The sequence below is a fragment of the Streptomyces sp. NPDC047880 genome, assembly GCF_040706515.1.
GTDB lineage: Bacteria > Actinomycetota > Actinomycetes > Streptomycetales > Streptomycetaceae > Streptomyces.
Window position 1 is genome coordinate 85,751 of record NZ_JBEZOK010000018.1, and the last position, 15,026, is coordinate 100,776.

Here is a 15,026-nt window from a genome sequence, read left to right on the forward strand (position 1 = left end):
GCCGTGGGTCTTATCCGAGTTGAGACCTCGCGGAAGTATGCGCGGCCTGTGTGTGCTCCGCCGGAAATATCCCGGTCGCCGCACCCGAATGCCGCAGGCAACACCCTTGACACTCCTCGCCACTTGGGCAACTACTGGTCCTTGCGCATCGAAGGTGACAACGTTGTCCACTGCGCAGGGAGGGTACCCGTTGATACAGCGGAAAGCTCGGCACAGATGGGGTTCGGCGGTCGTGTCGGCGACCGCCTTCGCCTTGGCCCTGGGTTCGCAGGGCATTGCGGTCGCACTGCCGCAGGCCCCAGGAAAACCCGATCGGGAATTCGTGTCCTCCTTCGAGGCGGACGACCCGGTTCCGGACTGGGTGAACACCGTCGACACCGGCCCCGACGGCGCCAAGCGGGCCTTCGGAGTCGACGGCGGCCACAGCAGTGGCATACCGGGCAATGTGACCGACCGGGTCACCGACGTCCGGGCCAGTGCCGAGAACGCGGGCGGCGGAGAGGTGAAGGAGAATCTGGTCGACGGCGAGCCGAGCACCAAGTGGCTCACCTTCGAACCCACCGGCTGGGCCGAGTTCGACCTGGACAAACCGGTTCAATTGGCGCGTTACGCGCTGACGTCGGCCAATGACCACGATGAGCGCGACCCGAAGGACTGGAGCCTGAAGGGCTCCGTCGACGGCAAGGAGTGGAAGACGCTCGACACGCGCTCCGGTGAGTCCTTCTCCGAACGCTTCCAGACGAAGACCTACGACCTCGCCGAACCCGGCGAGTACCGGCACTTCCGGCTGGACGTCACCGGGAACAACGGCGGCGGCATCCTCCAGCTCGCCGGCCTCCAGCTGTCCACGGGCGGCACCGACGGGCCCGTCCCGCAGGACATGCTCTCCCTGGTCGACCGCGGCCCGAGCGGCTCCCCCACCGCCAAGGCCGGCGCCGGGTTCACCGGAAAGCGCGCCCTGCGGTACGCCGGCCGGCACACCGCCGACGGGCGGGCGTACTCGTACAACAAGATCTTCGACGTGAACGTGGCCGTCGGCAGGGACACGCGGCTGGCCTACCGCGTCTTCCCGTCGATGGCGGACGGCGACCTCGACTACGACGCCACGAACGTATCCGTCGACCTCGCGTTCACCGACGGCACCCACCTGAGCGAACTGGGCGCCACCGACCAGCACGGTTTCCCGCTGACCCCGCGGGGACAGGGCGCGGCGAAGATCCTCTACGTCAACCAGTGGAACGACGTGGCTGCGCGGATCGGGTCGGTCGCGGCCGGGAAGACCGTGGACCGGATCCTGGTGGCGTACGACTCCCCCAAGGGCCCGGCCAGGTTCCGGGGCTGGCTGGACGACGTGAGCATCGAGTCCGTCGCGCCCGAGCGGCCGAAGGCGCACCTGTCGGACTACGCGGTGACGACCCGCGGCACCCACTCCAGCGGCGGCTTCTCACGCGGCAACAACGTTCCGGCGACGGCCGTGCCGCACGGCTTCAACTTCTGGACACCGGTGACCAACGCCGGTTCGCTGAGCTGGCTGTACGACTACGCGCGTGCGAACAACGCGGACAACCTGCCGACGATCCAGGCGTTCAGCGCCAGCCACGAGCCGAGCCCCTGGATGGGTGACCGGCAGACCTTCCAGGTGATGCCGTCCACGGCCGCCGGGACCCCGGAGTACGGGCGCGATGCCCGGGAGCTGGCCTTCCGGCACGAGAACGAGACGGCTCGGCCGTACTACTACGGGGTGCGGTTCGAGAACGGGCTGAAGGCCGAGATGGCGCCGGCCGACCACGCGGCGGTGCTGCGCTTCACCTACCCCGGCGACGACGCGAGTGTCCTCTTCGACAACGTGACGGACCAGGCGGGCCTGACGCTCGACAAGGAGAACGGGATCGTCACCGGCTACTCGGACGTGAAGTCCGGGCTGTCGACGGGCGCGACCCGGCTCTTCGTGTACGGCGAGTTCGACAAGCCGGTCAGCGAAGGGGGCTCCAGCGGCGTCAGGGGCCATCTGCGTTTCGAGGCCGACGACCGGACCGTCACCCTGCGCCTTGCGACCTCGCTGATCAGCCTCGACCAGGCCGAGGACAACCTCCGCCAGGAGATCCCGGAGGGCCGGTCCTTCGAGGCGGTGAAGAAGAGCGCCCAGCGGCAGTGGGACCGGCTGCTGGGCAAGGTCGAGGTGGAGGGCGCGACCCCCGGCCAGCTGACGACGCTGTACTCCAGCCTGTACCGGCTGTACCTGTACCCCAACTCCGGGCACGAGAAGGTCGGGGGCGAGCACAAGTACGCCTCGCCCTTCTCCCCCATGCCCAACCCGGACACCCCGACGCACACCGGCGCGAAGATCGTCGACGGCAAGGTGTACATCAACAACGGCTTCTGGGACACCTACCGGACGACCTGGCCCGCGTACTCCCTCCTCACTCCGTCGCGGGCGGGTGAGCTGGTCGACGGGTTCGTGCAGCAGTACAAGGACGGCGGCTGGACCTCCCGCTGGTCTTCCCCCGGCTACGCGGACCTCATGACGGGCACGTCCTCAGACGTGGCGTTCGCCGACGCGTACGTCAAGGGCGTGGACTTCGACGCGGAGGCGGCCTACGAGGCGGCGGTGAAGAACGCGACGGTCGTGCCGCCGAACCCGGGCGTCGGCCGCAAGGGCATGGCCACCTCCCCGTTCCTCGGCTACACGAGCACCGAGACCCACGAGGGCCTTTCCTGGGCGCTGGAGGGCTACCTCAACGACTACGGCATCTCCCGCATGGGCCGGAAGCTGTACGAGGAGACCGGCGAGCGGCGCTACAAGGAGGAGTCGGAGTACTTCCTGAATCGCGCCCGCGACTATGTGAACCTCTTCGACTCGAAGGCCGGGTTCTTCCAGGGCCGGAACGCGAAGGGCGACTGGCGGGTGGAGTCCTCGAAGTACGACCCGCGCGTCTGGGGCCACGACTACACCGAGACCAACGGCTGGGGGTACGCCTTCACCGCCCCGCAGGACAGCCGGGGCCTGGCCAATCTGTACGGCGGCCGCAAGGGCCTCGCCGACAAGCTGGACGCGTACCTCTCCACCCCCGAGACGGCCTCCCCCGAGTTCGCCGGCTCCTACGGCGGAGTCATCCACGAGATGACCGAGGCCCGGGACGTGCGGATGGGCATGTACGGCCACTCCAACCAGGTGGCCCACCACGCCCTGTACATGTACGACGCGGCCGGGCAGCCCTGGAAGACGCAGAAGAACGTCCGCGAGGTGCTGTCCCGTCTGTACACGGGCAGCGAGATCGGGCAGGGGTACCACGGCGACGAGGACAACGGTGAGCAGTCGGCCTGGTTCCTGTTCTCCGCGCTCGGCTTCTACCCGCTGGTGATGGGCAGCGGCGAGTACGCGATCGGCTCGCCCCTGTTCACGAAGGCGACCGTGCACCTGGAGAACGGGCGCGAGCTGGTGGTGAAGGCGCCGCGGAACAACGCGCGCAACGTGTACGTGCAGGGGCTGAAGGTCGACGGCCGCACGTGGACGAGGACCTCGCTGCCGCACGCGCTGGTCGCCAAGGGCGGTGTCCTGGAGTTCGACATGGGCGCGCGGCCGTCGTCCTGGGGCACGGGCAAGCACGCGGCGCCCGTGTCGATCACCCGGGGCGACGAAGTGCCCGCGCCGCGCGCGGACGTGCTGGAGGGTGACGGCGCCCTGTTCGACGACACGTCGGCGACGGACGCCGCGGTGACCTCCGTGGACCTGCCGGTCCCGAAGGGTGCCGAGGCGGTCCGGTACACGCTGACCTCGTCGGCGGACCGGGCGAAGGCACCGGCCGGATGGACGCTCCAGGGCTCCTCCGACGGCACGACCTGGCGCACGCTGGACCGGCGGTCCGGGGAGTCCTTCGCGTGGGACAGGCAGACCCGCGCGTTCTCCGTGAGGTCGCCGGGTACGTACGAGAGGTACCGCCTGGTCCTCGACGGCGAGGCCACCCTGGCGGAGGTCGAACTGCTCGCCTGAGCGGCCGAGTTGGGGGTCCGATAGAGATCCCCCCGGATCATGATGGCCGAGCCCGCAGCCAACCGCAAAGGCAGGTAAAGTCAACTCCCCCTGCGCGCGGGCCTGTTGGATCGCCCACTTCGGGCCCTCGGGCTCGGCGATGACGTGCTTCGCCGAGGCCGCCCCCGGCACAGCATCGGCGAGGGAGCCCGCCCGGGCCCGTGCGCGGGAGCCGTTTACATCTGCGCCGCTGGGCGCTAACTTCCGCAACAGGCGGGGTGGGAGCGCTCCCATCAACGGTGGACCGGAACCCGCCGGCGAGTCGCTCCCACCCCGCGCATCCGTGCACACACATCCGCAGGCCCAAACCCCCACGAACGGATGATGCTGTCATGATCCTGACCAAAAGGCCCGGAGGGTCCACGATGCCCCGGCCGGCGCTTCCCGCCCGGGGAAGAGCCCTCTTCCTCGTACTGCTCTCCTTCCTGGTCACCGTCCCGGCCATCGGCCTGGTCATGACGGCCGGTGGTGAGGCGGAGGCGCACGGCACCCCCATGAAGCCCGGCAGCCGCACCTTCCTGTGCTGGCAGGACGGAATGACCGACACCGGCGAGATCAAGCCGGTCAATCCCGCCTGCCGGGGCGCGCAGCAGGTCAGCGGCACCACGCCGTTCTACAACTGGTTCTCGGTGCTCCGTTCCGACGGCGCCGGCCGCACGCGGGGCTTCGTACCGGACGGCGAGCTGTGCAGCGGCGGCAACACCGACTTCACCGGGTTCGACACGCCCAGCAAGGACTGGCCGCTCACCCATCTCACCTCGGGCGCGACCGTCGACTTCTCGTACAACGCGTGGGCGGCGCACCCGGGCTGGTTCCACGTCTACATCACGAAGGACGGCTTCGACCCGACCAGGACGCTCACCTGGAACGACATGGAGGAGCGGCCGTTCCTGAGCGTCGACCACCCGCCGTTGAAGGGCTCCCCGGGCACGGTCGAGGCCAACTACTCCTGGACGGGCGAACTCCCCGAGAACAAGTCGGGGCGCCACATCGTCTACATGGTCTGGCAGCGCTCCGACAGCCAGGAGACCTTCTACTCCTGCTCCGACGTGGTCTTCGACGGCGGCAAGGGCGAGGTGACCGGGATCAAGGAACCGGGCAACCCGTCCGAGCCGGTGCCCGGCACCTGCACGGCCACCCGCAGGACCACGGGCAGCTGGAACGGCGGCCACCAGTCCGAGGTGACCGTCACCAACACCGGCACGGTGCCGATGCTCGGCTGGATGGTCGACTGGACACTCCCGGCGGGCCAGAAGGTCGAGAGCCTGTGGAGCGGCAGCGCGACCTACAACGGCCAGGCGGTGATGGTCCACAACGCCGGCTGGAACGGCTCCCTGGCGCCGGGCAAGAGCACGACGTTCGGCTACACCGTCTCCGGGGCGGGAGGTGACAGTACGAGCAGTCTGCCCTGCCGGGTGGGCTGAACCTCCGCACGGGGCGGGCCCGGTGACCGGCGAGCGCCGGTCACCGGGCCCGTCGGGCCGGTTCCCTCCCCGGATTCCCGACCGCATAGGCTGGCGCCATGGTGGAGGGGGCGAAGGCCGCGGCCGATTCGGCGGCCACGAGCGAGCGAGCCGGAGGGCGGCCCGCACGGGGCGGCAGGGCGGAGCGGAGCGGACCCGTCCGCTCGTCCCTGCTGATGGCACTGGGCACGATCGTGTCCCGGGCGACGGGGCTGATCCGGCAGGTACTTCAGGCGGCGGCTCTGGGCACGGGACTGCTGGCGAGCACGTACAACACGGCGAACACCGTGCCGACCAGTCTGTACACCTTGTTCATCGGCGGTGCGCTCAACGCCGTGCTGGTGCCGCAGCTGGTCCGGGCACGGGCCACCGAGGCCGACCGCGGAAGGGCCTACGAGCAGCGGCTCGTGACGCTCGTGGTGTGCGTCCTGGCCGTGGGGACGGTGCTGGCGGTGTGGGCCGCGCCGCAGATCGTGGGCCTGTACATGCGCGACACCGCGGACAGCCACCGGGCGTTCGAACTGACCGTGGTCTTCACCCGGTTCCTGCTGCCGCAGATCTTCTTCTACGGACTGTTCGGCATCCTGGGACAAGTGCTGAACGCCCGGGAGAAGTTCGGCGCGATGATGTGGACGCCGGTGCTGAACAACGTCGTTCTGATCGGCATGTTCGCCGCGTATCTGGGCCTGATGACCGTCCCGGACCGGGTGGCGGACATCACCGCGGCACAGGTGCGGCTGCTGGGGCTGGGCACCACGGCCGGGATCGCGCTTCAGGCACTCGCGCTGATCCCCTTCGTGCGCGCCGCGGGTTTCCGGTTCCGGCCACGGTTCGACTGGCGGGGTGCCGGCCTGGGCAAGAGCGTCCACGCCGCGAAGTGGACGCTGCTGTTCGTCCTGGTCAACCAGGTCGCGCTGACCGTGGTGACGAACTTCGCCAACGCGGCGGACCAGGCGCTGCCGGATGCCGGGGCCGGCTACTCGGCCTACATGTACGCGCAGACCATCTGGATGCTGCCGCAGTCGATCGTGACCGTCTCGCTGGTGACCGCGCTGTTGCCGCGGATGAGCAGGGCCGCCGCACAGGGCCAAATCCCCGAGCTGCGGGCGGATCTCTCAGCGGCGCTGCGTGTCACCGGGGTCGTCATCGTGCCGGCCGGGTTCCTCTTCCTGGCGCTCGGCCCCTGGATCTCCTCGCTGCTGTTCGCCCACGGGGCGGCGGACGCGGCGACCGCCCAGCCGCTCGGGCAGATGCTCCAGGCGTTCGGTCTCGGACTGATCCCGTTCTCGGCGCAGTACCTCCTCCTGCGGGGTTTCTACGCCTTCGAGGACACCCGCACGCCGTTCTTCATGGCGACATGGGTCGCCACGGTGAACATCGCGCTGGTCACTTTCTGCCACCTGGTGCTGCCCGCGCGCTGGGCGGTGACCGGCATGGCCGGCGCCTACACGGTGTCGTACCTGGCCGGGCTGGCCGTCACGGCACGGCGGTTGCGCCGTACGCTCGGCGGCAGCCTCGACGAGGGCGAGGTGCGCCGGACGTACACGAAACTGGTGTGCGCCGCCGCCCCCGCCGCGGGGCTGGGCTGGGTGGCTGCCCGTGCCTGTGCCGCGTCACCGGGCACCGGCACCTGGTCCGCCGCGGTGGGTCTCACCGCCGGAACGGCCACGATGGCGGCGGCGTACCTCGCCCTGGCCCGGCTGATGAGGGTCGACGAGCTGCGCGGCCTCACCGGCCGGCGGTGACGGCGCCCGGCCGGCGCGCCCGAGAGGGGTTCGGCTCGGGGAACGGAGGCCGGACGCCCCATATGTCCGGGATATCCAGGTGTGCGATTCTGTTGTGTGGGTGCCCTGCCGCTCATGTGCGGCGTGGAACCGCCATGGGAGGCGCGACCCCGCGCCGCCGGTCCCGTGCCCGCGTCCGTCGTCGCCTGAGTCCCGGGGACTCCCACCTGCCGGTGGCCGCGGCATGGACGGGAGGTGGATGCGGACATGCCCCATTACGGCGATGCCCGGGCCTCGTTCCCCGGTCTTCGGGCGCCGGGGGACGGGAGCACCGGACCGTCTCGTCCCTCGCCGGAGCAGGCCGCCCGGGCGCGGCTCCTGGCGTTCGCCGGGGTGGCGCTGGCCGCGGTGTACGTACGCGGCGAGGACGGGACCGGACTCCGGCTGGTGGAGTCCGCCGGGGGCGAGTCCGAGCAGCGGTACCGGATGCCGGAACGGGTGACCCTGCCGGCTCCCGGGGCATCTCCCCCAGCGGGATCGGGCAGTTCTCCCGGGCCGGTGCCGGAAGCCGCTGCCCACGGCGACCGCTCCATCGGGCCGACGCCGGGAGCATCGGGCTCCGCTGCCCACGGTGCCCCGTCCCCCGTCCCGGCGTCGGAGGCCGCCGCTCATGGTGGTCTCTCCCCCGGTGCCCGTCCCGGCGCCCGCGGGGCCCCTGCCGGTCCGGACACGGGAGGCGGCGGTCCTGCCGTCGCCGAGGCCTATCTGCGGGGGCGGCCCGTGTGGCTCGCGAGCGTGGTGCTCGCCGGGGCGGAGGAAGGCGCGGCCGCCTCCGCCCCGTTCGGGGCTCTGCCGCTGGGGGCCGCGGGTGGATGGCTGGGATGTCTCGCCGTGGTGGGAGAGGCCGGGGAGGGGTTCGGGGCCGAGCAGCGGGAGTTCCTGGAGCGCTACGCCGAGGCCGTCGCCGAGCGGCTGCGGGGCGAGGCCGACCGCTCGGCGCCCTCGCCGCTGCTGGACTCGGCCCTGCGCGCCATGGGAGTGGGTTCCTTCGCCCTGTCACCCGGCACCGGGCTGGTCGAGACGGACCCGGCCCTGCTCGAACTCGTCGGCATCCCCGAGGGCGGGTTCGACGGCAAGACCGACACCCTGCTGTCGGTGAGCGTCCCGGAGGACGTCCCCGCGCTGATGTCGGTCATCGAGCCGTCCGCGCAGACCCCGGGCCGCCGTGAGCTGGAGTTCCGCATTCGGCGGCCCACCGGTGAACTGTGCTGGCTGCGGCTGAACTGCCGGGTTCTGAAGGGGTCCGACGGCGCCCCGGAGCGGGTGCTGGGCGTGGTCGGCGCGGCGCCCGTGCTGCGCCGCAGCGCCAGTGACGTCGCCCGGATCCAGTGGCTCACGGCCGCGCTCGACGACGCCACGACCGTCCGGGACGTCAGCCGTGTCGTCGTCGCCGCGTTGCGCGAGCCGCTGGACGCCGACCGGGTGGCGCTCGCCGAGCTTCTGGAGGACCGGCTGGCGGTCACCGTGCTCGATCCGCCGGGTGCCGACGCCTGGCCGGAGCTGTGGCGCCGGGAGTGGCGCTCGGAGTGGCCCGACGCGCCGGTCACCGCGCTGCCCACGCTCCAGGCGGCGCTGCGCGACGGGCGGATGAGTCTGTGGCCGGCGGGTTCCGAGCTGGAACCGGGGCTCGCGGGGATCGGCCCCGGCGGGCTCGCGGTGCTGCCGCTGCCGGCCAGGAGCGGGGTGGCCGGGGTGTGTCTGGTCGGCTGGGACACCCCGCACGAGTTCGCCCCCGAGGAGCGGGCCCTGCTGACCGCGACCGCGGGCCTGGTCGGGCAGGCCCTGAAGCGAGCGCACGCCTACGACGCCGAGCAGGAGCTCGCGACGATGCTCCAGCGCAGCCTGCTGCCGCGCCGGCTCCCGCGGCTGCCCGGGGGCACGGCCGTGGCCCGCTATCTGCCCGCCCGGCGGGGACTCCAGGTGGGCGGCGACTGGTACGACGTGATCGCGCTGTCGGATAACAAGGTGGCCCTGGTCATCGGGGATGTGCAGGGCCACAGCGCGGGGGCCGCGACGATCATGGGCCAGATGCGTACGGCGGTCCGCGCCTACGCCGTGGAGGGGCACCCGCCGGACGTGGTCGTCGCGCACGCCAACCGGCTGCTCGTCGGCATGGAGACCGACCTGTTCGCCACCTGCTGCTACGTCGAACTGGACATGGAGGAGGGCAACGCGCTGTTCGTCCGGGCCGGGCACCTGGCCCCGCTGGCGCGGCACCCCGACGGCAGCACCGAGGAGATCGCGGTCGAGGGCGGACTCCCGTTGGGCGTCCTCGCGGACGCGGAGTTCCCGCTGACGGCCCTCGCGCTCGCCCCCGGATCGGTGCTCGCGCTGGTGACGGACGGCCTGGTCGAGTCGGCGGACCTCCAGGTGGACGAAGGGATGCGGCTCGTGCGCCAGGCGCTCGCGGCGGCGGATCCCGCCGACCCCGGCCGGATGGCCGACGCGCTGCTGGGCGAGGCCGGGCGGCGTGAGGACGACGTGGCGGTGCTGCTGCTGCGCTACGACGGGATGCGGGTACGGCCGGTGCGGGCGGGCTGGGTGGTGTGGCGGCTGCCGGACGCGGTGATGCACGCCCGCCGGTTCAGCGCGCGCACCCTGCGTTCCTGGGGCATCGTCGCGGAGGCCGACACCGTCCTGCTGGTGGTGTCGGAGCTGGTCACGAACGCCCTGGTGCACACACAGGGCGCGGTCCGGGTGGAGCTGACCCTGGCGGCGGACCGGCTGCGGGTGACTGTGAGCGACTCCTCACCGCGGGCGCCGGCCAAGCCGGTGGTCGTGGACTGGGAGTCGACGGGCGGACGCGGGCTCTTCCTGGTCGAGGCCATGTCGGCGGCCTGGGGTTCGGTACCGGTCGGCGGCGGCAAGCAGGTGTGGAGCGAGATCGTCGTCACCCGTCGGGAGACGGAGCCCGGTGAGGAACCCGACGAGGAGCCGGAGACCGAGCCGGAGGAGGAGCGCAAACCGGGCCGGGGCTGGGGCCTGGGCCGCGACCGGACCTGGGGCCTGGGCCGCAACCGGGACCGCCGCAGGACCCGCGACGACGAAGGCTCGCGCCACCACGACGAACAGGCCGCGCACCACGACCGCGAGCAGCCGCACCCGCACGCCTCCCGCGAGGGAGGCCCCTGATGCGCGGCCAGGGTCTGCGCGGGGCCGCCGGGCTGCTGGCGGTTCTCCTCGCCGTGTCCCTCACCGCATGTGCGGACAACGGCGGGGAGGGCGAGGGCGAGGTGACCATCGGGCTGCTGCTGCCGAGCCGGGCCGTGCCCCGGTGGGAGAAGTCCGACAGGCCCCTGATCGAGAAGCGGGTCAAGGAGCTGTGCTCGGAATGCCGGATCCTGTACGCCAACGCCGAGAACGACGCGGCGAGCCAGCGGCAGCAGATGACCTCCATGATCACCCGGGGCGTCTCGGCCCTGCTCCTGGACGTCGTGGACCCCAAGGCCCTGCGCTCCTCGGTCCACGCGGCGCAGCGCGAGGGCATCCCCGTCGTCGCCTACGACCGGCTCGCCGAGGGCCCGATCTCCGGTTTTGTCAGTTTCAACGGCGCCGAGGTCGGCAGGCTCCAGGGCCACGCCCTCCTCCAGGGCATGGGCGCCAGGGCCGACGGCGGCGGTGTCGTCATGATGAACGGCGACCCGTCCAGCCCCAACGCCGCCTGGTACGAGGGCGGTGCACGGTCCGTCCTCCGGGACGAGGTGCGGATCCTGAAGTCCTACGACACCCTCGGGTGGCGTACGGAGAACGCGCACGACCACATGTCCGCCGCGATCAACGACCTCGGTCCGGCCGCGATCGACGGGGTGCTCGCGGCGAACGACTCCATCGCGGCCGGTGTCATCTCGGCGCTCAAGAGCGCCCGTGTCTCGCCGCTGCCCCCGGTCACCGGGCAGGACGCCGACCTCGACGCGCTACGGCGGATCGTCGAGGGCGAGCAGTACATGACCGTGTACAAGCCCTTCCGGCTGGAGACCGAGGCGGCGGCCGCGATGGCCGTCGCCCTGGCACGCGGCAACGACATCGACTCCCTGGTCACGACGACGGTGGACAGCCCCACGACCGAGGAGGTCCCGGCGATCCTGCTCACCCCGACCGCGGTGACGCGCGAGACGATCGGCCGGACGCTCGTCCGGGACGGTGTCTACACGCTCGACCAGATCTGCACCCAGAAGCTCCGCCCGGCCTGCGCCCGGGCCGGACTCACCCGGTGAGCGAGGTGGTCCCCGTGGCCCATCCCCCCGTACTGGCGTTGCGCGGCATCACCAAGCGGTTCGGCGGCGTCCAGGCACTGGTCGACGTCGATCTGCAGGTCCGGGCCGGTGAGGTCGTGGCCCTGGCGGGCGACAACGGAGCGGGCAAGTCCACGTTGATCAAGGTGATCTCCGGGGTCAGCCCCGCCGACCGGGGCGTCATCGAGTGGGAGGGGCGTCTCGTCCAGATCAAGCGCCCGCACGACGCCCACGCCCTGGGCATCGCGACCGTCTACCAGGATCTCGCCATGTGCGACAACCTGGACGTCGTCGGCAATCTCTTCCTCGGCCGCGAGATCGACCGGGTGGGCGTCCTGGACGAGGTGGAGATGGAGCGCCGCGCCCGTGACCTGATGCGCACGCTGTCGATCCGCATCCCCGACGTGCGGATGCCGGTCGCCGCGCTGTCGGCCGGGCAGCGGCAGGCCGTCGCGATCTCCCGCTCGCTGATGGGCTCCCCCAAGGTGCTGCTGCTCGACGAGCCCACCGCCGCCCTCGGCGTGGAGCAGACCAGCCATCTGCTCGACCTGATCGAGGAGGTCCGCGACCGCGGCATGGCGATCATCCTCATCAGTCACAACATGGGCGACATCAAGGCCGTCGCGGACCGGGTCGCCGTGCTGCGCCTGGGCCGCAACAACGGTCTGTTCGACGTGAGCACCGTGACCCAGGAGCAGATCATCTCCTCCGTGACGGGGGCCGCGGACAATGCAGTGGCCCATCGTTCGAAGAGCGACGAGGAGGCGTGGCCGTGAGCCGCGGCGGACCGCACCGGGAGGGCGGACCGGCGGGGCCGGGCAGCGCGGGGCCGGTCGCCGCCGCCGGTACGGAGCGGGCCGCCGCCCGCGGCTGGCGGGACAGCGTGCGGGAGTACGCGCGGGGGGTCCGCAGCGGTGTGCGCGACGGTGAGCGGGGGCCGCTCCTGGTCGTCGCCGGGCTGATCGTGATCTGGATCGTCTTCCAGGGGCTGGACGACAAGTTCCTCTCGCCGCGCAACCTGTCCAATCTGAGCGTGGACATCGTCGGCACCGGGCTGGTGGCCGTGGGGATCGTGTTCGTGCTGCTGATCCGGGAGATCGATCTGTCGGTCGGCTCGGTGAGCGGTCTGGCGGGCGCGGCGTTCGCCGTGCTGAACGTGAACCACGGCGTGCCGGAGTGGCTGGCGGTGCTCGTGGCGGTGGCAGCGGGGACGGCCGTGGGCGCCTTCCACGGGTTCTTCCACGCCTGGCTCGGTGTGCCCGCGTTCGTGGTGACGCTGGCCGGGCTGCTGATCTGGAACGGCCTGACGCTCTACCTGCTGGGGGCGAGCGGCACCATCAACATCGACGAGGAGGGCCTGGTCGCCTCCCTGACCAGCCGGCACTTCGGCAACGACATGGTGGCGTACGCGGTCGCCGCGCTCGGCACCGCCGGGTACGTCCTGGCGGCCCGCCGTCGGCGCAGCCGCCACCGGGCGGCGGGCATGCCCTACCGGCACGGAGGCGACATCTGGCTGCGCACCGGTCTCCTCGCGGTGGTGGCCTTCGCCGGTGCGTACACCCTCAACCGCTTCCAGGGGCTGCCGCTGGCGCTGCTGATCTTCCTGGTGGTCCTGGTCGTCTCGGACTACGTGCTGCGCCGCACCCGCTACGGCCGGCGGGTGTACGCGCTGGGCGGAGGGGTCGAGGCGGCGCGGCGGGCCGGCATCGGGGTGGAGCGGGTGCGGGTCGCGATGTTCATGGTGTCGGGGACGCTGGCGGCGTTCGGCGGGTTGTTCGTGGCGTCGGGGCTGACCTCGGCGAGCCCGACGACGGCCCGTGCCGCCGGTTCGGGGATGTTGCTGATCAACGCGATCGCGGCGGCCGTCATCGGCGGGACCAGTCTGTTCGGCGGGCGGGGCTCGCCCTGGTCGGTGCTGCTGGGTGTCGTGGTCATCCAGTCGATCGCCTCGGGGATGGCGCTGCTGGGGGTCCAGGACGCGGTGCAGTTCATGATCACAGGCGGGGTGCTGCTGGCCGCCGTGGCCGCCGACGCGCTGTCCAGACGTGCTCAGGCCAGACGCGGCCGGCCGTGACGGCAGCGCGCCGGCAATCTGCCTGTCATTACGTTATGCAACGTAATGCCTAATAAAGGGCAAAGTTGGGTAAGCGGCGAGATGTCATGAAACGCAGCCGCCTCACCCACGTGGCCGTGGCCGTCACGGTCGCCGCCGGTCTGGCTCTTGCCGGGTGCGGTGACACCGACCTTCCCGGCGGCGAGGAGCGGGCCGATCTCAGCGTGCTCGCGACGGACGTGCCGCAGATCCAGACCCTGAAGAAGCTCACCAAGCGGCACTTCACGGCGGAGACCGGTATCGCCGTCGACTACACGCTGCTGCCGGAGAACGAGGCGCGGGAGAAGATGAACCGCGAGTTCGCGACCCAGGCCGGCACCTACGACGTGGCGAGCGTCAGCGCGTACGAGGTGCCGATCTACGCGGAGAACGGCTGGCTCGCCCCGCTGGACTCCTATGTGAAGGCCGACGGGGACTTCGACCAGGACGACGTCTTCCCGAACCTGGTGTCCTCGCTGACCGGCGAGGACGGCAAGGTCTACGCCGAGCCGTTCTACGGCGAGGGGTCCTTCCTGATGTACCGCAAGGACCTGTTCCGCAAGGAAGGGCTGACCATGCCGGCGAATCCGACCTGGAGCCAGGTCGCCGACCTGGCCGCCCGGGTCGACGGCTCCGAGGGCGCGAGCGGCATCTGCCTGCGCGGCCTGCCCGGCTGGGGTCAGAACCTCGCCCCGATCAACACGGTCGTCAACACCTTCGGCGGCGCCTGGTACGACATGGACTGGAACGCCCGCCTGACCTCGCCGGAGTTCAAGAAGGCCGTCGGGTTCTACGTCGACCTGCTGCGTTCCCACGGCCAGCCCGGCGCCGAGCGGATGGGCGTGCTGGAGATCCTCGACAGCTTCGTCGAGGGCAAGTGCGCCATGATGTACGACGCCACGTCGCTGGCCTCGTCGATCGAGGCCGACAGTTCCCCGGTCAAGGGCAAGGTGGGCTACGTCGCGGCCCCGCACGAGAAGACCGAGAAGGCCGGCTGGCTGTGGACCTGGGCGTGGGGCGTGCAGCAGGCGTCCGGGAAGAAGGACGCCGCCTGGGACTTCATCTCCTGGGCCTCCTCCAAGCAGTTCCAGGAACTGGTCGGGCAGGAGATGGGCTGGACCTCGGCCCCCGCCGGGAACCGCAGGTCGCTCTACGAGAAGCCCGAGTACCAGCAGGCGGCCGGCGCCTGGTACCGGCAGGAGTACACGGCGGCGACGGACTCCGCCGACCCGAAGGACCCGGGCGTCGGCCCCCGCCCCTACACCGGCATCGGCTTCCTGGGCATCCCCGAGTTCGCCGTGCTGGGTACGGCGGTGTCCGAGCAGATCGCCACGGCCATCGCCGGCCGGCAGTCCGTGGACGCGGCCCTCGACAAGGCCCAGGACCTCGCCCAGGCCGCGGCGGCGAAGTACCGCGGCGGGTGAC

General features: G+C 71.4%; 8 protein-coding genes. All 8 read left to right on the plus strand.

What is annotated here, in order from left to right; translation table 11 throughout:
* The first annotated feature begins 193 nt into the window (after window positions 1-193).
* The 8 genes from AB0937_RS25285 to AB0937_RS25320 all read left to right on the plus strand — a co-directional run bounded on the left by AB0937_RS25285 (window position 194) and on the right by AB0937_RS25320 (window position 15,025).
* Complete coding sequence (locus tag AB0937_RS25285) at window positions 194-3,991, plus strand: GH92 family glycosyl hydrolase (protein ID WP_366714535.1); 3,798 nt, start codon at window positions 194-196, stop codon at window positions 3,989-3,991.
* 404 nt (window positions 3,992-4,395) lie between these two features.
* Window positions 4,396-5,454, plus strand: a complete 1,059-nt coding sequence (locus tag AB0937_RS25290) for a lytic polysaccharide monooxygenase (protein WP_366714536.1) — start codon at window positions 4,396-4,398, stop codon at window positions 5,452-5,454.
* A 98-nt stretch (window positions 5,455-5,552) separates the two neighbouring features.
* Window positions 5,553-7,238, plus strand: coding sequence for a murein biosynthesis integral membrane protein MurJ (gene murJ, locus AB0937_RS25295; protein WP_366714461.1), 1,686 nt, complete (start codon window positions 5,553-5,555; stop codon window positions 7,236-7,238).
* Between the two features lie 246 nt (window positions 7,239-7,484).
* Entirely contained in the window at window positions 7,485-10,409 is a 2,925-nt protein-coding gene (locus tag AB0937_RS25300) for a SpoIIE family protein phosphatase (protein ID WP_366714462.1), read from the plus strand.
* Complete coding sequence (locus AB0937_RS25305; RefSeq protein ID WP_366714463.1) at window positions 10,409-11,491, plus strand: substrate-binding domain-containing protein; 1,083 nt, start codon at window positions 10,409-10,411, stop codon at window positions 11,489-11,491. The genes AB0937_RS25300 and AB0937_RS25305 overlap by 1 nt, the downstream gene beginning before the upstream one ends.
* A gap of 14 nt (window positions 11,492-11,505) precedes the next feature.
* Window positions 11,506-12,285, plus strand: coding sequence for an ATP-binding cassette domain-containing protein (locus AB0937_RS25310; RefSeq protein ID WP_366714464.1), 780 nt, complete (start codon window positions 11,506-11,508; stop codon window positions 12,283-12,285).
* The gene (locus AB0937_RS25315) at window positions 12,282-13,583 is read left to right on the plus strand and encodes a sugar ABC transporter permease (RefSeq protein WP_366714465.1); all 1,302 of its coding nucleotides are present in this window, start codon (window positions 12,282-12,284) and stop codon (window positions 13,581-13,583) included. Before AB0937_RS25310 ends, AB0937_RS25315 begins: the two co-directional genes overlap by 4 nt.
* Window positions 13,584-13,669: 86 nt before the next feature.
* Window positions 13,670-15,025, plus strand: coding sequence for a sugar ABC transporter substrate-binding protein (locus AB0937_RS25320; RefSeq protein WP_366714466.1), 1,356 nt, complete (start codon window positions 13,670-13,672; stop codon window positions 15,023-15,025).
* Window position 15,026: the final 1 nt, after the last annotated feature.

Bases quoted from the DNA above. Each gene is read 5' to 3' on its own strand.
- AB0937_RS25290 (WP_366714536.1), top strand. From the start codon at position 4,396: ATGCCCCGGCCGGCGCTTCCCGCCCGGGGAAGAGCCCTCTTCCTCGTA.
- murJ (WP_366714461.1), top strand. From the start codon at position 5,553: ATGGTGGAGGGGGCGAAGGCCGCGGCCGATTCGGCGGCCACGAGCGAG.
- AB0937_RS25300 (WP_366714462.1), top strand. From the start codon at position 7,485: ATGCCCCATTACGGCGATGCCCGGGCCTCGTTCCCCGGTCTTCGGGCG.
- AB0937_RS25305 (WP_366714463.1), top strand. From the start codon at position 10,409: ATGCGCGGCCAGGGTCTGCGCGGGGCCGCCGGGCTGCTGGCGGTTCTC.
- AB0937_RS25320 (WP_366714466.1), top strand. From the start codon at position 13,670: ATGAAACGCAGCCGCCTCACCCACGTGGCCGTGGCCGTCACGGTCGCC.